The organism is Micromonospora sp. CPCC 205558 (assembly GCF_036902955.1).
In the GTDB taxonomy this organism is placed as follows: domain Bacteria; phylum Actinomycetota; class Actinomycetes; order Mycobacteriales; family Micromonosporaceae; genus Micromonospora.
The window spans coordinates 217,555-236,558 of the sequence record NZ_JBAKHR010000002.1; the positions used below are offsets into that span (position 1 = coordinate 217,555).

The 19,004-nt window shown below is 67.2% G+C and carries 10 protein-coding genes and 2 pseudogenes; all 12 read left to right on the forward strand.

Annotation, left to right across the window (positions count from 1 at the left end):
- Nucleotides 1-158: 158 nt before the first annotated feature.
- The 12 genes and pseudogenes from V6U86_RS03445 (at nucleotide 159) to V6U86_RS03500 (ending at nucleotide 18,950) form a co-directional block, all read left to right on the forward strand.
- A complete protein-coding gene (locus V6U86_RS03445; protein ID WP_334498282.1) occupies nucleotides 159-1,046 on the forward strand; it encodes a replication-relaxation family protein in 888 nt (295 codons plus the stop codon).
- Nucleotides 1,047-1,424: 378 nt separating this feature from the next.
- On the forward strand, nucleotides 1,425-2,345 hold the full coding sequence (locus tag V6U86_RS03450; RefSeq protein WP_334498620.1) for a DUF2637 domain-containing protein: 921 nt from the start codon (nucleotides 1,425-1,427) through the stop codon (nucleotides 2,343-2,345).
- Nucleotides 2,320-2,721 carry a helix-turn-helix transcriptional regulator gene (locus V6U86_RS03455; protein WP_334498284.1) on the forward strand — a complete coding sequence of 134 codons (402 nt, stop codon included), beginning with the start codon at nucleotides 2,320-2,322 and terminating at the stop codon, nucleotides 2,719-2,721. Before V6U86_RS03450 ends, V6U86_RS03455 begins: the two co-directional genes overlap by 26 nt.
- Nucleotides 2,718-4,189, forward strand: a pseudogene (locus V6U86_RS03460) (tyrosine-type recombinase/integrase). Before V6U86_RS03455 ends, V6U86_RS03460 begins: the two are co-directional and overlap by 4 nt.
- 186 nt (nucleotides 4,190-4,375) lie before the next feature.
- Nucleotides 4,376-4,792 (forward strand): hypothetical protein, encoded by a 417-nt coding sequence (locus V6U86_RS03465; protein ID WP_334498287.1) that lies wholly within the window; start codon nucleotides 4,376-4,378, stop codon nucleotides 4,790-4,792.
- A complete protein-coding gene (locus V6U86_RS03470; RefSeq protein ID WP_334498290.1) occupies nucleotides 4,789-7,506 on the forward strand; it encodes a ParA family protein in 2,718 nt (905 codons plus the stop codon). The genes V6U86_RS03465 and V6U86_RS03470 overlap by 4 nt, the downstream gene beginning before the upstream one ends.
- Before the next feature lie 547 nt (nucleotides 7,507-8,053).
- The gene (locus V6U86_RS03475) at nucleotides 8,054-9,640 is read left to right on the forward strand and encodes a DUF2397 domain-containing protein (RefSeq protein ID WP_334498293.1); all 1,587 of its coding nucleotides are present in this window, start codon (nucleotides 8,054-8,056) and stop codon (nucleotides 9,638-9,640) included.
- Nucleotides 9,633-10,850 carry a TIGR02678 family protein gene (locus V6U86_RS03480; RefSeq protein ID WP_334498296.1) on the forward strand — a complete coding sequence of 406 codons (1,218 nt, stop codon included), beginning with the start codon at nucleotides 9,633-9,635 and terminating at the stop codon, nucleotides 10,848-10,850. Before V6U86_RS03475 ends, V6U86_RS03480 begins: the two co-directional genes overlap by 8 nt.
- Nucleotides 10,847-14,980: a TIGR02680 family protein gene (locus V6U86_RS03485; protein ID WP_334498299.1), complete on the forward strand. Its 4,134-nt coding sequence runs from the start codon at nucleotides 10,847-10,849 to the stop codon at nucleotides 14,978-14,980. Before V6U86_RS03480 ends, V6U86_RS03485 begins: the two co-directional genes overlap by 4 nt.
- 53 nt (nucleotides 14,981-15,033) lie before the next feature.
- Nucleotides 15,034-16,239 carry a Wadjet anti-phage system protein JetD domain-containing protein gene (locus V6U86_RS03490; protein WP_334498621.1) on the forward strand — a complete coding sequence of 402 codons (1,206 nt, stop codon included), beginning with the start codon at nucleotides 15,034-15,036 and terminating at the stop codon, nucleotides 16,237-16,239.
- Nucleotides 16,240-16,389: 150 nt separating this feature from the next.
- Nucleotides 16,390-17,184: pseudogene (locus V6U86_RS03495) on the forward strand (transposase family protein).
- Nucleotides 17,185-17,540: 356 nt separating this feature from the next.
- Nucleotides 17,541-18,950 (forward strand): DUF4041 domain-containing protein, encoded by a 1,410-nt coding sequence (locus V6U86_RS03500; protein WP_334498301.1) that lies wholly within the window; start codon nucleotides 17,541-17,543, stop codon nucleotides 18,948-18,950.
- Nucleotides 18,951-19,004: the final 54 nt, after the last annotated feature.

Below are 19,004 nucleotides of genomic sequence, written 5' to 3' on the forward strand. Positions count from 1 at the left end.
TCTTCAGCCGGACCCCCGAACCGACCCCCTGTTTCTTCTCACACCGCAGGCCAGCCTGGCTGTCAGCGCCATCGGCTTGTCCTGCGACAGACCCTGCCTGGTCTCGGGTCTCTCCCCCTGGGGCTGGCATTCGGTACCGGAAAAGGAGGTGGTAGCCGGTGGATGATCCGGTCCTTCGGGTCCAGTCCCAGCTGACCGGCCGTGACCGTGTGCTGCTGGGCTGGTTGTACGACCACGGCGTGTTGACGTCGTTCCAGCTCGCGACCGCCCTGTTCCCGTCTCTCGATTTCTGCCAGCGGCGGCTGCGGACCCTGTACCGGCTGCGGTTGGTGGCCCGGTTTCGGCCACAGCGGGCCGACGGCGGCTCGTACCCGTACCACTACGTGATAGATCAGCTCGGCGCTGAGGTTGTCGCGGCCAGCTGGGACGAACGCCCACCCCGGCGCGACCACGCCCGGGTGGAGCGGCGACGTTGGACCTCGACCCGCAGCCTCACGCACCGCCTCGGGGTGAACGGGTTCTTCACCGACCTGGCCGGGCACGCCCGCACCCGTCCGGGCACCGGCTTGGTGGAGTGGTTGCCGGAGGCGGTGTGCCAGCGCGCCGGTACGTTCACCAGCCGGCAGGATCCGGGGCTGGTGCGGGCGTATCAGCCGCGGGTGCGCCCGGACGGCTACGGCCGGTGGGTCGACAACGGTGTCGAGGTGCCGTTCTTCGTCGAGTACGACACCGGCGCAGAGCAGTTGTCGATTCTGGCCGGCAAGGTGGACGGCTATCAGGAGCTGTTCGCGACGCTCGAGCGGGCGTGGCCGGTGTTGTTCTGGCTGCACTCGGCCGCCCGGGAGCGCAACCTGCGCCGCGTGTTGGCCGACGGGCCGCTGTCGGTGGCGGTGGCTACCGGTGCCCGCGACCACGCCGCGACGGCCGGCCTGGGCCCAGCGGAGGCGGTGTGGGCCGTGGCCGGCGGGGAAGGGCAGCGGCTGCGGCTGGCTGATCTGGCCGGTTACGTCGTTGACGTCTCCGGCCGGGCGGGTGAGGCCGCGTGATTGGCGACGACACGATGGCGGCGGACAGTACCTCTGCTGCGGATCGGACAGCAACGGCCGGCGTCTGTCACGGATCTGTTCTGAGCGGCACGGCCGGTGCTGACAGATCTGTGAGAGCGCCGAACGTCCGCTCTCACAGCCGTGGGACCGGATCCCGGTCCCGCGTTTGCGGCGGGCGGTCCGCGGGCGGTGTGCGGTCCCCGTCCCGATGGTTGTCCGGCGCCAGGTCGGCCCGGCATCCGGTCCGGGCTCTTGTGACAGGCGGACGGGTCGTTGTTCCGGTCTGGGTCGGGGAGGTGATGGGCCACGACGGCACCGGCCACTGATCCGACCGCGGGAGCTCGGGGTAGCCGCGTCGAGGGCGTCGTCCAGGTCGTCATCATGCTGGCCATTGGCGGGGCAGCCGGAGCGGCCAGCTTCACCCACGTGCACAACGTCGCTGCTGCGCACGGCCAACCCGGCTGGTTGGCTTGGGCCGACGCGATCGTCCTGGAGTTGATGTCGATCGCCTCCGGCCTGGAACTGCGCCGCCGAAAACGCGCTCACACCTCAACGGTGTTCCCCGCGACTGTGCTGGCGTGTGCGGTCACCCTGTCCCTGGCGGCGCAGGTCGTCGAGGCCGAACCCTCGGTCATCGGGTGGATCACCGCCGCCCTACCCGCGCTCGGTTTCCTCGTCATGGTCAAGATCGCCCTCGGCCGGACCAGCACCGCCACGCTCGCCCCTGCCGTGGCGGTTGGGGACTGCCGACCGGATGAGGCCGGATGGACCCGTCCGGGCAGCGGACCGGACGAGACCGTGCGGTCCGTCGTCACGGCGGGGGAGCGGCCCAGCAACCGGACCGTCCGCTCATCGGATGCTCGTCTTGGAGGCGGACGGGAACGGCGGCGGCGAGCGGACCGGGGACCGTCCCCGCAGCCGTCCCGCGCGGTGGCCGAGCTGCTGCCAGCGGCGCGAAAGGTCCGGGACCGGCTCTCCGCAGACGGCCAGGCACTGACCCGGGCAGCGCTCGCCGAAGCCCTCCGCGCGGCCGGTCACACCGTGTCCAACACCCGAATATCCGAACTCCTCAAGACCCTCAAGGTCGAATCGTCGGCACCACCCGAACTGATCGTGAGCCCGGTCATGCCGACCGACCCGACGTCACCGCCTCTGTCACCGAAGTGGCGCGATGGTGGCGCAGCAACCACCCCTGCGCCGCCGGTCGACCCCGACAGGGCTACCCCGCTCCTACCTCACAGCCATCCATCTCATAACCAGGAGAAGCCAGATCATGAACAGCCCAACGAACCCCGCTGACCAGACAACCCGCACCACGACCAACAACACCACCGCGCCCAGCGTCGGGCAGGTGTGGACGATCGAGCGCATCCGTGCCCTCGGCGTCACCACCACCCTCGCCACCACCGCGTCGGTGCTCGGGATCAGCCGATCCCAGGCCTACCGGCTCGCCGCCACCGACCAGTTCCCTGTACCGCTGATCCGGGCCGGAAGCCGCATCATCGTCCCGGTCGCCGCCCTGCTCCACCTCCTCCAACCCGACCCCGCCGCAGCCGGCGGCGGCGGACTTGAAGCCGACGCGAAGGTGAGCGTGGATGCGATGACCCCGCCGCCAGCGGATTCCACCCGGCACCGCTGGCGGCACCAGACGAAGCATCCAGGAGACGATGAGTGAAGGGATCCACCTTCAAACGCTGCGGCTGCCGCGACAGCGTCACGGGCCGGCGACTGGGACGCTCCTGTCCTCAGCTGCGCCGGCCCGGCGGCGGCTGGTCCCGCACCCACGGCCACTGGCACTGGCAGATCGAGATCCCCGCCCGCGTCGACGGCACCCGTCGCCCGCTGCGCCACGGCCCGTACGCCACCCAGGGCGACGCCGACGCCGTCCTGGACCGAATCCGGGCCGCGCTTGCCATCCCGGACCCCACCGACCCGCACGCCACCGTCAAGACCGGTGACCTCATCGAAACCGCCGTCAAAACCGGCGCGCCCGTTCCCATCCCGGATCAGATTCGGCGGGCGCTGCACCTGGACATCACCCCCACCGAACTGCCCACGTTGCGGGCGTACCTGACCGACTGGCTCGCCGGGCGCAAGAACATCAAGGCCGGCACCCTGCGCTCCTACGAAGGGCACATCCGGCTGTACCTGATCCCGCACCTCGGGCACCTACGCATCGACCGGCTTCGCCCCGGCCACATCGACGCCATGTACGACGCCATCGCCGAACGCAACACCACCATCGCCGCCCTGCGCGCCAGCCGCGACCAAGCGAAACGCGACCAGGTCAAGAACCAGCGGATCGTGGGCAACCGGACCCTGCACGTCATCCACGCCACCCTGCGCAAGGCCCTCAACGACGCGATGCGCCGCCACCGCTACATCGACACCAACCCCGCCCTCATGATCGAACTACCCACCGCCCGACCACCCAAGCCCACCATCTGGACCGACCAACGCATCAAAACGTGGCGCGACACCGGCAAAACCCCCAGCCCCGTCATGATCTGGGCCCCCGAACACACCGGCCGATTCCTCGACCACACCCACGACGCCGGCGACCGCCTGTACGCCCTCTACCACCTCATCACCTTCACCGGCCTACGCCGCGGCGAAGCCTGCGGCCTGCACTGGGACGACCTCGACCTCGACGCCCACACCCTCACCGTCCGCTGGCAACTCGTCCAACACGGCTGGGCCACCGCCATCGACACACCCAAAACCACCGACAGCGAAGCCGCCGTCGCCCTCGACACCGAAACCGTCGCCGTCCTGCGCGCCCACCGCACGCGGCAACACCGCGAACGCCTCGCCGCCGGCACCACCTGGACCAAGACGGGACTGGTATTCACGACACCCAACGGCGGCCGACTCCACCCCGCCGACGTCACCGACCACTTCCACCACCTCGCCGCACAAGCCGGTCTACCACCCATCCGACTCCACGACCTCCGCCACGGCGCCGCCACCATGGGCCTCGCCGCCGGCGTCCAGATGAAAGTCATCTCCAACCGGCTCCGCCACTCCAGCCCCCACTTCACCGCCAAGTTCTACGGCGAGTCCTACCCGAGCTCTCCCACGCCGCCGCCGAAGCAACCGCCGCCGTCGTCCCGAGCCGCCGCGGCGCGACAAGGCCGGCGTAATCCACACTTGTCGGACGGTTCTCAGTAGCGCTGGGCCAGCCGGTCGACTCGCTGGCTGACCCAGCGCTAAGGCCACTCGATGTCCGCAATCCTGGGACACAACCTCCCGGTACAGCAGTAACCGCCACGCAGATACCTGACAATAGATCGCTTTCCAGTACCGGAAGTCATCGATAGGATCCGTCGGTGCCGCTGACTGTCTCTCTCCGCGAGCTGACCAACAGCTACGTTCGACTCCGCGACGCTGCCGAAACGAGCCCTCCGCCGGTGAGTCACCTACTACGCTTCTACTCCGTCGAGTGCGGGTTGAAGGTTCTGGCACTCAAGGAGAGGAAGGTGAGTTCCACCGCCCAGCAACAGGAACTCATCACGCATGATCTGCGGCAGTTGGCGAAAACCCTCAAGCTGAGCGCCTCCGCCTATCGGAACCTGATGAGCTGCCGACGCCCCGCAAAGGGGGGATTCAGCCATCCACCGGTAGCGACGAAGGAACTACACGAGGCGTGGCGGTACGGCGCGGAGCTTGATTCTGAGGACGAGAGGCGGACTGTGGCAGGCTTGACCACGCTCGGACAACTCTGCGCAGAAAGGATCGGGCGGTGATCGATCGGTCTGACGCCCCCCTACCCGCCCACCCCGATCACCTCTTCACCTGGTTGGACGTCAACCAGTACTTTGCCGATCTTGCGCGTGACGGCGGCTGGCCCCACTGGCTGCACGAGGTCGACGCATACTGGGACAGTGCCCGCTTCGTCGTCGACTCGACGGTGTCGACGGACGAGGTCTGGACCTGGCTGCGAGACGCACTCGGGCCGTTGACCGTCGAGCCCGACCGTGGCGTGCTGCTGCTCGACGACACTGGCCCGGACGGCCCACAGCGACCGCTCGCCATCGAGATCGAGGCCGCTGGTGAGGTGCCCCCGGCGGAGCGTCGACCGCGTTGGAACGACCGTCGGGTGGTCTCCGACCTGGCCGGTGCCTTACCCGCACCACGTCCAGCCCTGCCGCACGACGTGCCCATCGTCGCCTTTCACTCGTTCAAGGGCGGGGTCGGCCGCACCCTCCACTGCGTCGCCACGGCTCGACGTCTCGCCGAACTCGGCCGGAAGGTACTGCTGGTCGACGCCGATCTCGAAGCACCGGGGATCACCTGGATGGTGGCCGACTCGACGCGCATCGACTTCGCCTATGAGGATTTCCTCGCTCTGGTACACGGGGCAACCGATGCGACGTACGTCGAAGCCATCAGCTTGGGTCGGAAGTTCCTGGCCAATCAGGAGCTGGATGGCGTGGTGGTCATGCCCGCCCGTCGCGACCACCTGCGGGTTGCCCCACCTCGTATCGAGCCGGTTGATCTACTCACCACGGACCGCGACCCCTACGTGCTAACCGAAGCCCTGGCCAAGCTGGGGCACGCGGTCGGCGCGGACACCGTACTTGTCGATCTGCGGGCAGGATCGAGCGAGCTGAGCGCACCCCTGCTGCTTGATCCCCGAGTGCTCCGGGTCTTCGTCACCACCATCAGCGACCAGTCGGTCCGAGGCACCCGCCAGATCCTCCGTGAGCTCAGCCGTCGTGCCCCCAGTCAACAGCCTGGCGACCCGGACTGTGCTCTGCTCCTCACGCAGTTCCATGCGGTGGACCACGGTGATCGGCTGGCGGACGTGGTGGCCGAGCTGAGGGACGGCGCACTCGAAGTGTCCGGCCGGGCTGGCGATCTACACGACGACCTGCCTGCGGCGGACGCGGCGATCCCGCTAATGACAAGCCGCTTCGAACCTGGTCTACTCAACCTCCCTGCCTCCTGGGACGACGTGGTGGAGCTCATCGCCCGCCTGCGTCTCGCCGATGTGGTTACCACCTTGGTCGAGGCGCTGCCCGTCGTTGCTACGAATGCTCACGCCCGGGTCGAGGTCGAGCTGGCCTCGGTGGAAGAGGTGAGGAACCACCTCGCCAGCGTCGCCGACGCCATGATCTATGCGGAAGGGTCCGCCGAATCGGAGTTCCTCACCACGGACGCTCTCCGCAATCTCGCCGAAGCCCATCGGACGGAACTGCCGGTGGAGATCGTCATCGGCGGCAAGGGGGCTGGCAAGACCTTCACGTTCATGCAGTTGTGCCAGCGCCCCGACTGGGCGTCCTTCGTACAGGCCGCCGGGGTGCCCAACGCCTCGCTGACCGTGCCGACCGTGCCGGTTCTGGCCTCCACGAACCTGCTGCCCGCCCCGGCGACAATGATCGATGAGCGACGGTCGGCGGCGGCGCGCAGCCTCAGTGGCCGGCAGCCGGTGAACCGTGGGGCGATTCGGGACATGATCGACGAGGCTAAGGCCCAGGAACTGACCCAGGTCGGTTGGCGTCGGGTGTGGCTGGCATGTTTCGCCCGTTCAATCGGTCTGGACGCCGACCCCGCTACCGCCGAGGAGATCCTCACGGCGTTCGCCCGTGACCACTCCGCGGTCTTCGTACTCGACGGCCTTGAGGACCTGTTCCCGTCGTTCGCCGACAAGAGCCGGGAGCAGGACGCCCTCCAGGCACTTCTGGTCGGTTGCCCGGAGTGGCTTCGCACCTTGCGCGGTCGACCGCTCGGCTTAGTGGCGTTTGTCCGGCGGGATCTGGCGTTGGCCGCCATCCGACAGAATCCCGGCCAGTTCGAGAAGCGGTATGAGAAGTACGCCCTGCGCTGGAACACCGAGGAGGCGCTGCGGCTGGCAGCGTGGGTGTGCCACCGGGGCAGGAGCCTCCCGGAGGTCTCCGGCGAGGACGTCCGTACCGCTACCGAGTCCCGGCTCTCCCATCTGATGTCGGCCATCTGGGGCGAGAAGATGGGCAGTGCCAAGTCCAAGGAGGCCCGGTCTGAGGTGTGGTTCTTCGCCGCGCTCTCCGACTTCCGCGGACAGATCCAGGCCCGGGACATCGTCGCCTTTCTCGCCAAGGCCGCGGAGGAGTCGGTGGGAGCCGACCCGCGCTGGTCGGATCGGATCCTCGCCCCCACCGCCATGCGCAACGCCCTCCCCAAGTGCAGCGAGCAAAAGATCGACGCGATTCGGCTGGAGAATCCACCGGTGAAGAAGCTGCTGGACCGGCTACGGGACCTTGACGTGGACCAAAAGAAGGTGCCGTTCCGGCTGGAATCGGTCGGCCTCAGCAGCGAGGAGGCGCGGCTGCTGGACACGAATGGTGTCGTGTTTCGGGAAGGCGACCAGTACTGGATTCCGGAGATCTTCCGGCACGGACTGGGCTTCTCGGTGCAGGGTCGACCGAGAGTGGTGGCGATGGCGAAGGTGGTGCGTCGCCGGAACGACATCTCCGGTTGACCGGCGTCACCTCGACTGTGCGGCTCAACCAAACTTATTGCAAGGCCAGCTTCGTCCGTTGTGGATGGCTGGTGGCGTGATCGTGTGGAGTTGGGGTAGATCCGGCGTGATGAGGTGTGTCGATGGTAGTGGTCCGTCCGCGCGGCGCGGGCGGAGCCGGAGGGGGGTGCGGCGGCAGGCCGCGGGGTGGTTCGCCGAGGGTGTGTCGGTGCCGGAGATTGCGTGGCGGTTGCGGGTGTTGCAGACTGCGGTGCACGGCTGGCGGCAGCGGTGGCGGTCCGGTGGTGAGGACGGTTGGCATCGAAGGGGTCGGGCAGGCTGCGGTGCGGGAGGGCGGCGCGGAGCGCTGGCGGTGGGCGCCGGACAGCCTCTTTGGCGTATGGGAGGTGTGCCCAGCCAGGCATTGAGCCGCATTCCCTGAGCGTCGCGTCTCCAAACGAGCGGCAGCGCAAGGTCGCTCGTCCACGCGACTTCGCCTGCTGATTCCTGGAAGGTCCACATCAATGGGGGTACCGGGATGGCCTCGTCGCTCGCTACGGTACGACACGTGGAGGACGCAGAGGGCGACGTCGCTGGAGACCCTTCCGATGCAGAGAGTCGTCTGCGTCGATACTCGTACCTGACTTCCAGGGAATTCCCACGTACCTATTTCGCCATCATGCGGGTGTTCTCCTCGACCTTGCTCGCGGATTTATCGGCGACTGATGTGTCAAACGCGTTGTTCGCTGCCGAGCGTGACGGTCGCATCGAGCCAGGGGAATCGTCAGTAGACCGCGTGGTGGACCGCCTTACCCAGCTGAGGAAGTGGGGAAATCTCGTTCCCGGCCGGCGCGAAACGAACGCTAAGTCGATTGCCGAGTTCGCGCACGGAAGCCTCCGTTATCAGGTGGACAAACTTGCGCTGCGGATACATCGCGAGGCCGAGGCACTATTGGCGATTCCGGAGGGTGCTCGGGAGGTTTCGAGAGAGCTGCTGCCCGCGATCCGGCGTGGCCTGGACGATGCGGCGGGCACCATATCCGCAGCATTGGTGGCTGAGCGGCTACACGGCTCGGGTTCGTCGGCGGTGGCGAAGTTGCGGGAGCGGTTGTCCGAGCAGGTGACCACCCTGTTCCTTCAGCACGCTGAGCTGGCCGCCACGGTGCGTGACTTCTATGCCCATGTGGGACAGGTCGTGGCTCGGCATGATCTGAATCCGGAGGAAATCGCCGGGTTCCGTGGGCTGCTGGTCGAGTACATCCAGCTCGTTGTCGACGATGTCATGCGGCACACGACACCGATCGCGGAGACCATAGGCACGCTCGAAACGGCGCTGCCGGAGGTGCTGCGGCTCCTTGCGCCGACCGCCGAGTTGGGAGAGTCGGTCGAGCGCGCCCGGGGCCGTTCGATGAGCGACTGGCGTGGCCTAACGGACTGGTTCGTCGAGCGACCAGGGCAGGTCAGTCAGGTCGGAGCTCTCCGCGAGGCCACGGCGAAGGCGATTGGGTCACTGCTGGCCAATGTCAAGCGAGCAACCGGCGGAGGAGACATCGCGCCGGGGCGGCGTACGGAACTGATTCGGCTCGCCCGCCGGTTCGACGAATCCACAGTAGAGGAGGCGCACGGCCTATACGCTGAATCATTTGGTGTGTGGGGTGCGCGACACTGGCTCCTAGCGCCGGACGTGGACGATACGCTGCCCACGACGCCGTGGCGCGACGGGATGAGGACGCCGGTCCCGGTGTCTATGTCGAGTCGGGGCGATCGAGCCGCGCGAGGCCGCACGGCCAAGATCGTAGAGAATCCTCTCGGTGAGCAACTGGCGCTGGTCGAAGCCCAGGAGCAGGCCCGAAGGCGTGAGGCGGCGTACGCGGAGCTGCGAGCCGCGGCGGCTCGGCTGGAAGAGGTTACCCTGTCGGCCGGTGCGCTGGACGTGCTTTACGATCTATTGCGCCGCGCGATGAGTCACCGAGAGCGTGTCGATGGCGCTGGCGAATTCCTGCACACGCCTTCACAGCTACGCGTACGCGTGGGACCGCTGGCCGGTGTCCGGTGTCACATCCGGGCCGCGCACGGCACTTTGACGCTGCACGACGTGGCTGTCCATGTCGAGGTCTGCGAAGGGGCGTCGGCAGCGGAGTCACCGCATGGATGAGCGGGGCCGCCACATGGATCTGCTCGGTGACTTGCCGCATATCGAGGCTGCCCAGGTCCGCAGGTGCGCGCGTGCGCTGCTGCGGCAGCCTCTACTGCACGCCGACGGGCCGGAGGCGGAGCTGCTACCCCTGCTGTACCGGCATCGGGCTGTGCTGCGCCGGCTGTTCGCGGCCTACCTCGGCTACCCACTGCGGGTGGAGCGCCGTTTCGCCCGCCTCTTCAAGCAGCGCGATGACGGTGGCGGACGCGGTGTGTCCGGGTTCACCCCGCGCAGCTATGCGTACCTGGCCCTGACGCTCGCGGCGCTGGTGGAGGTGGGCCGCCAGGTCCTGCTGTCCCAACTGGTGGCCAACGTACGCGGAGCTGCGGCCGAGGCCGGCATCGCGGTGAGCGACGACCCGGTCGAACTCCGGGCGTTGGCGGCCGCCCTACGTCACCTGGTCACACTGGGCGTGCTGGAGGAGACCGAAGGGAGCGTGGCGGCGGTGGCATCCGGCGGTCCCGAGGAGGCGCTTATAACAGTCGATGCAGAGCTGCTGGGACTGATGGGGCGGCCGGTGCGCACTTCTGACGTCGACTCCACCGACCGGGCCGGGCACCAACCTCCCGCTGTCGGCCGCGTCGTTGGCGTGCTGGCTCGTCGTCGGCTCGCAGAGGATCCGGTCGTGCTGTACGCTGATCTGCCCATCGAGGAGGCCGACTACCTGCGTTATCACCATCGGCAGGAGTCCTACTGGCTGGATCGCTACTTCGGCCTCCAGGTCGAGGCGCGAGCCGAGGGCATGGTGGCGACCGATCCCGACGAGTATCTGACTGATCTGTCCTTTCCCGGCGGCTCGACAGTGGCTCGGATGGCCCTGCTGGCGTTGGAGCCGCTGCTGGCCATGTCGAAACCACGCGAGGTCGACGGCTGTCACGCCGTCAGCGTCAGTCAGATCCGGCCGGTCTGTGCCGACCTGGTCAAACGACACCCATCGGGCTGGGCAAAGAGCGAGTTGGCCAACCTTGACGCGCTGGCCTCGAAGGTGACCGGCCTGGTCCTGCAAGTGGGCATCGCCCGACGCGTCTCCGACGACGTCGTGGTTCTCGTACCGGCCGCTCACCGCTGGCTGCCCAAGGTCGAGGAAAAGAGCAACGCTGCCGAGCCGGCGGCTTCAGACAACGTGGATGAGCTGACCCTTTTCGGCGAGGGGGAGGTGCCCTGGTGATCGTCGGTCCGGGGGCTCAGGCGGACGGGTCGCGCTGGCGGCTGTACCGCGGCGGGATCGTCAACATCTGGGAGTATGGCGAGCGCACGCTCGACCTGGCGGGCGGCCGGGTAATCCTTCAGGGCACCAACGGGTCGGGCAAGTCCCGGACCCTGGAGCTGCTGCTGCCGTTGTGCCTCGATGGCGATCTGCACCATCTCGGAGCCAAAGGGTATGACACAGTGAGCATCCGGCGGCTGATGCTGGACGACTACGCTGAGGGACCCAATCGCATCGGTTACGCCTGGATTGAGCTACGCCGTGAAGTACCCGATGGTGGTGCGGAGTTCCTGACCGCTGGTATCGGGGTGAAGGCATCGAAGACCACCCAGGGTGTGGCCAGCTCGTGGAGGTTCGTGACTGGTGCTCGGGTCGGCATTGACTTCAATCTGGCTGGAACCGACAAGACCCCCCTGGACCAAAAGGGACTCAAGGAGCGCATCGGTGCTGACGCCGTGTTCGACGAGGACCCGAAGGCCATGCAGCAACGGATTGCCACGGTTGTCTATGGCATCGGCGACCTACACCGCTACGACGACTTGCTTCACTTGCAACGGACGCTCCGCAATCCCGATGTCGGTGTCAAGGCCGTGGAGGGACAGCTAGAGGAGTACCTCGGACGCGCGCTGCCACCACTGGATCCCGACGTAGTCAAGCGGCTGGCGAACCAGTTCCAGGACCTCGAAGCGATCAGGGAGAACATCGGGCGGTTGCGCGAGGCCGATAGGGCGCTGTCGGAGTTCCTCAGGGTCTACGCCGCCTACGCGGCCGGGGCCCTCCGTGACCGTGCCAACGCCGTTGTCCAAGCGCAGGGCGCGCTCACCGGCTACCTGCGGGTAGTCGAGGCGCGTGTACGAGAGGTGAGCCAGCAATGCCGGGTAAGGGACAAGGCAGCGCTGGACGGTGCGGCGCACGAGCGTCTAGAGCGGGAGCTAAACGCGCAGGTCCGGGAGTTGGATGGCACCCAGGAGTACCGAGACCTCAACGTCAGGCGCCAACTCGTCGATGCGCTAAAACAAGTGGCAGAATCCGCCCTCCGTAACGCGACAAACTGCCGCAACGCCGAGAACACCGCCGCCCGCGCTGTGCTGTCCGTGCTCCTGTCAGCTAAGCGGGCCGCGGAAGGGACCGTACAGGCCGCGAAGGACGCTTGCGAGCGGTTCGGCCGGGCAGGGCTGGATCCGCGGCTGCTGCCGGCACCACCCGCGCCACCAGCCGCCGAGCTGACACGCAGCACCGGCTACGTCCAGATCAATGTCGGCCCCGAGGCTGCCCCGGGAGCCGTCGAGCGAGTGGCCCCGCCCCCTGTCGACTTCGACGCGCTGACTACCACCGTGCAGCAGGTAGCCGCCGAAACCCAACGCGCGATACACGCCGCCAATGAACGACATACTCTTGCTGCCACGCTGCAGCGCACCGCCTCGCAACTAGAGCAGGACCATCAGCAGATTACTAAACTCAAGGCGCACGCGGAGGAGGCAGCCGCGGCTGCCGACCAGACCGCCACCGACCACCGCATCGCGGTGGAGAATGCCACAGCGACCGCCCAGGACTGGCTTGACGCGGCACGCAGGTGGGCGGAAGTCGCCCCAGCCAGCGCTGTGGATCTCGGCGAGCAGCCTTCGCTACCGGGCAAGGACGATCTCGTTGACGACCCAGGCGGCGCTGCCGAAAGCCGCACCGCTCATCGGGCGTGGGCTGCCCCGGCCGTCGCGCACGCGCGCGATGCCGCTCGCGCAGCCGGGTTGGATCTCAGAACCATGGCTGAGGAGCGAGAACGCGTCGCCGATGAATTGCATGCCCGCCGCCTTGGCGTCCATGCTCCGCCACCCCCCTTCCGGTACGCCTCGGCTGACAGGAAGGAACGGCCAGGTGCGGCCTTCTACCAACTGGTCGACTTCCACCCGCATGTAACTGAGCAGCAGCGGGCCGGGTTGGAAGCGGCGCTGCAGGCCAGCGGCCTTCTTGACGCCTGGGTCGCCGCCGATGGGACCATCGCCGACCCAGACCTCCACGACGTCTTGGCGGTCACTGAGACGGCACCGCCCAACGCCGGACCCTCGCCGACTCTGGCCTCTATGCTCGTACCCGCACCCGATGACGGCTGCTCCGTGGCAGCCGACGCCGTGGCGCGTCTGCTGGTAGGGGTCCGCATCGCCGATAACCCGGCCGAAGCTGGCGATGGCGGCCTTGCCGTATCGCTGACCGGTCGTTGGCGGGCGGGCAGCCTTGCCGGCGCGTGGACCAAGGACATCGCCGAGCACATCGGGGCCAGCACCCGGCAGGCGTACCGCCAGCGCAGGATCACGGAACTGCTCGCACTTTTGAAGGACCTCGACGGTCGCTTGACCAACCAGCAGCAGCGCAGCCGAGACGCCGAGGTTCACCTTGCCACTTGGGAGAAGCATGTCGAAAACTTTCCGGACACCGCCCCGGTCGTAGCCGCGCACGCGACGGCAATAGCAGTTGCGGAGCACCGCGAGGCGGCGGAGCTGCAGGCTCAAGCCAAAATTCAGGTGCACGCTCAGGCCCAGGGGCTATGGCAGGCTAAGCACAGCGAGTTGAGTCGCCAGGCAGCCGAGGTGAACCTGCCGGACGCAGCTGCGGCGCTCGGGCAGCGCCTGACCCAGATCACCAGCGCGATCGAGGCAGCAGGCGCGCTATCCGCGAACCTAAACGACCTCTACCTTCCGGCAATCCACGACGCCGCGGCCCCCATGCAGACCTACACCGCGACCCTCGCAGATCGGGAGGAGGCGGAGGATCAGGCAGCCACCTCCCACGGCGATTACGCCCAGGCCGCCAAGGCGATGGCGCTTTACCTCGACAGCCTCGGTATCGACGGAGAGGAGTACGACAGGCGACTGTCACAGCTGCGTCAGAGGCTGGAGCGCACGCGCACGGCCCTTCCCCGGCTGCGCGCAGAGCGGGACAAGGCCGTTAAGGCGGTGATCGAGTTGGAGGCCGCCCAGAAGGCTGATGAGCCGAACGAACAACAGAAACGGGACGAGCTAGCGCAGTCGGAGCGACGGTTCGCCGCCGCCGCCGGGGCACTCGGCGTCTGGGCGGCTGCAAGCGATGGAGACGAGCAGCCGCCCGTCGATCGGCAAAGCGCCCTGCAGACCGCCGCTGGCTGGCACTCGGATTTGCAGCAGGCAGATCTGATTAACGCGCTTCAGACCTTCCGCGAGCATCTCCCAGACGGCCACGACGCCACCGTGCGGAACGAGGATGACGTATTCACCGTGCTGGTCAGCGACGGTGAAGGTGCCCGTCCCATCGCCGCTGCCGCGGGCCGGACCGCCCACCGTCTTGCCGAGCACAAGGAACAGCTCGACACCCGCTACCGGGAGATTCTCGAGGAGTACCTGCTGCGCGACCTCGCCGAGCACCTGCGTCGGCAGATCGACGCCGCCGACGACCTGTGCGGTCGCATGAACGCAATCCTGGCCGACGCCCGGTCCAGCCAGGGCGTCCACGTCCAACTCAGCTGGGACCCCTCACCCGCGCTGGATGACGCCACCCGTGAGGCGCTCGCATTGGTCCGGAAGTCATTCGCCACCCGAAGCCCGGAACAGGACGCCCAGCTGCGCCGAGCCCTTCAGGAGCGCATTGAGGCCGAACGCGATCTCCGCGACGCCCGCTACAGCCAGGTTCTTACTCAGGCCCTGGACTACCGCACCTGGTACGCGTTCACCGTCCGCGTACGCGACATCGGGCCAGATGGTCAGTCGCGCAATCGGCTGCTGCGCCGGCTCTCATCAGGCGAGACCCGACTAATCTCGTACGTCACCCTCTTCGCTGCCGCAGCGGCCTTCTACGACGCGCTCACCGTCCCGGGCACCAATCCGCTGCGGCTGGTCCTCCTCGACGAGGCGTTCGAACGCCTCGACGACCCCACCACTACCCGACTGCTGGAGTTGCTTGCCGACCTCGACATGGACTGGATCATTACCTGGCCAGGCGGGTCGGCGTTCTCGCCCAAAATCGACCGCATGCAGGTCTATGACATCTTCCGGCCGAAGGGCGCTCCCGGTATCGCGTTCGTACACACCACCTGGGATGGCATCGAGCTCCGGCGCAGCTCATGATCGCATCACTGCCGGAACCGGTTCGACGCGCCCTTGATCGACCCGAGCTGAGCATGTTGTGGCAGCGGGTGCGTCGGCAGCTGGAACGAACCGGCGCGGAGCCGCGCGGAGCGATTACCATCCAGGTGATCGACCTCCCCACGGCATCGGAGCTGGGCGCCGTTCTCGGCCGGCGGCTGACTCGCCACGTCGGACGAAGCATCCGGGTCGACTTGGCGAGCCTCGACCAGCTACTCCGCGCCGGCCCAGCCCAGCAAGGGCTGTCCGATATCGTCGTGGCACTGACCGGCGAGCCGTTGCTACAGAGACAGCTCCGCCTAGATGCCCGGACGGCCGCCAACCGGCGCATCAAACTTGAACTGCTCGAACTAATGGCACGCGTCCCGGAACTGGCCTCGGAAAGGGCACTGCTGCAGGCGACTCCGGATGGTCCGATTCCGCGCCTGCCCGGCGGAACCTTAGCCGGTACGACCTCGTGGCCAGTGTATGAACTAGCGATGAGGGCCGCCTGCGTCTGGTGGACAGCTGACCGGGAAGGTCGACGTCTGGCGGCCAAGCAGCTCGCCGGACAGGCGTTCGGCGATACGAAAGGATGGACCGACCAACGCCGCCTTGCGTTCGCCAATCTGGTGCACCGGCCGTTTGACCAAGCGGTCGACGAGGCCGACATACCGATCAGGTTGAGTGGCCCGCTCGCGTGGGTGATCGACGGAACTGTAGCCGACGCTGCTGCCGCCCGCCCGTGGATAGCTGTGCCAGCCCAGGGCGTAAGAACACTCGGATATGTTGACTGCACAGCCCGTGGCATTCTCTTAGTCGAGAATACCGAGGCGTTTGAGAAGGTGTGCCTATTGGACGGCGTTACCAACCGGTGGCTGTGCGTCTGGAATCAGGGAAACCCCAGCAAGAGGCTGATGAGGTTCCTGGCGGATCTGAAGCTCCCCATGGCAGCGTGGCTAGACCTGGACGCGTACGGAATACGAATGATCGCAAACCTTGAGAGGGAGCTCGGCAGGGAAATAACTCCCGTTGGCATGTGCGTCAACCTGTGGCGCGCCGGAACGAAACGGATCCAAGACGATCGGCAATTGGCCATGGCGCGACAAATCGCCGCCGCGCTTTCCCTGAACGGGCCCCTCGCACTACGCGAGCTGGCTACCGCAATCTCCAAGACAGGCGACTGCTGTGAGCAGGAGACGCTGTATGAACACGTTCTCCCGGCGCTGCCCGCGATGCTGCGGGAGCTAGAGCGCAAATAGGTTGAAATCACGCCACCGGCAGCAGTGAGCCCTTTTCATCGTGATCATGCTGGTCACGGCGCGTGCGAGGACCCCGGAGATCGATGAGGGCGAGGCTCTAGGTAGGACAGCAGTCGACCAAGATCCGATGCCCCGATCGGGAGCCTGGCCGTGCTGTATTACCCCGCCACGATCCCGCTGTCCAGCCGAACCCTGAACCACCTCGCCGACCTTGTCCGTAACCACCGCCAGCAGCGTCGATCCCGGTGGCGGCGCCTGGACCCCGGCCGACAGGCTCTGCTCACCCTCGCTCACCTGCGCAACGGCGACACCTACACCCGCCTCGCAGCCGGGTTCGGCATCGGCGTCGCCACCGCCTGGCGCTACGTCCGCGAAGCTGTCGACCTGTTCGCCGCAGCCGCCGACGATCTGGCTACTGCGATGGGCCGCATCCGCAAGCTGGCATACGCGATCGCGATGGCACGCTGATCCCGATCGACCGGGTCGCCGACCAGAAGCCCTACTACTCCGGCAAACACAAGCGGCACGGCGTGAACGTGCAGGTCATCGCGGACGCAGCAGGTCGCCTGGCCTGAGCCTCGCCGGCGCTGCCCGGCGCCACCGACGACCTGAGCGCCGCCCGCCTTCAACGGCATCATCGACGCTCTGAGCAGCGCCGACGTGATGATGTTCGCGGACAAGGGGCTACCAAGGAGCCGGCGGGAGCGTGCGCACCCCGTTCAAGCGTCACCGGTACCGGCCGAAGCTGTCCTGCGGGCAGAAGGCCGTCAACTGCACACGTCCGTATCCGCGCCCCGCGGCGAGAGCGCCATCGCCACGCTCAAGTGTAGGAGAGTCCAGACCAAGCTGCGCTGCTGTCCCCGCCACGCGACCGCGATCGTGCAGGCCATCCTCGTCCGACGACCGCATCACCTCCATGCACTCTTCCGCATCGGTACGACATGACACCGGTGCCGGCCCAGGATGAAGATTCACGACTTCGAAAACCCCGGATGCGGTAGGCATACCGGCACGGTCAAGTGACCCTCATTTCACAGCAACGCTCACTTTTGTCAGTAACCAGACTGAAGTCCCCGCTCGGCTATCTATGGCCGTCTGGATGGCTGACCTGCCGATCTGAGTCGTCGATGTCCGTCCGAGGGCCACGGCGCTACTTTCGTCGGGCAGTGGTGATGCCTGGGGGGACAATGGGTTACCGTTTCAACGCACCACCGAACTGGCCGGCGCCGCCTGCTGGATGGGTGCCGCCTTCGGGCTGGACGCCGGATCCCGCCTGGGGCCCTCCTCCGCCGGGATGGCAATTGTGGATTCCGGATTTGCTGGCTCCGGCCCCGGCGGCGCCCGTCACGGCCGCCGCGCAGGCTGCTGGTGATCCCGCAGTCGGCCCACAGCAGCGCAACGGGAGTCCGGACATTCCTCTGTTCGGTGCCCGGGGCAAGGCGCGTGAACTGGCTGTGGAGAATGCCCAGCTCCGGAGCGAGCTGGACCAGGCACTCGTCGAGCTGACGGGCCTGCGGGCGGAGATGTCACGGCTCGGCGTGCTGTCCGCGATGGAGTTGGAGCAGCACCGGGTCCGACTCAGCCGTGAGGTCGCCGACCTGACAGCGAAGGGCGAAGCCCAGAAGGCCGAGCTCGACCGGTACCTGCGCGGACTCCGGCAGCAGATCGTGGTCACCGAGGAGGCCGCCCTGCTGCAGGAAGCCGGTGTCTATCAGTACCGGCATCCCCTGTCGGACGCGGTTGCCTACCAGAGCCAGCTCAGCCGGCTTCAGGACCAGATCAAGGCCATGACCAGGAAGGACGGGGGAGCGGTCAAGGCCGCCACCGGATGGACGGTCAACGGCTCGGCCGCCGAGGGCCGGGTCATGGTCCGGGACTTCTCGAATCTCATGCTCCGCGCCTACAACGCCGAGGCGGACAACCTGGTACGAGGGTTGAGGCCGTACAAGCTTGACTCGGCCGTCGACCGGCTGGGAAAGGTGGCGGCGACCATCGCCAAGCTCGGCAAAACGATGGACATTCGGATCGCCGAGGATTACCACCGGCTACGGGTCAAGGAGTTGGAACTCACGGCCGACTACCAGGAGAAGCTGGCCGAGGAGAAGGAACGGGATCGGGAGGAGAAGGCCCGGCTGCGCGACGAGCGACGCGCCCAGCAGGAAATCGAACGCGAACGCGCTCGGCTCGACAAGGAACGCCAGCACTATGCCAACGCCTTGGCCGCCTTGCAGTCCAAGGGCGATGCCGACGGTGCCGCCCAGATGCAGGACCGGTTGGCGCAGATCGACACCGCGATCCAGGACGTCGACCGGCGGGCCGCCAACGTCCGCGCTGGCTACGTGTACGTAATTTCCAACCTCGGTGCGTTCGGTGAGAAGATGGTCAAGGTCGGCATGACCCGTCGCTTGGACCCGCTGGACCGGGTCCGCGAACTCAGTGACGCCTCGGTGCCCTTCAACTTTGACGTCCACGCCCTGTTCTTTTCGGAGGATGCCGTCGGCATTGAGGCGCAGATGCACGCACGGCTGGCCGACCGGCGAGTCAACCTGGTCAACCACCGTCGGGAGTTCTTCTACGCCACGCCGGAGGAGGCCAAGGAACACCTGCTGGCGTTGACCGGCAGCCTGCTGCAGTACGAGGAGGTCCCGGAGGCCCTGGAGTACCGGCAGAGCCTCAACCAGGCGCAGGAGCAACCAGTTGCGACCACATGACATGCCGAGGCCTTGGATGACGGGTGCCCGCTAACCCGGTTGGTCCAACGGATC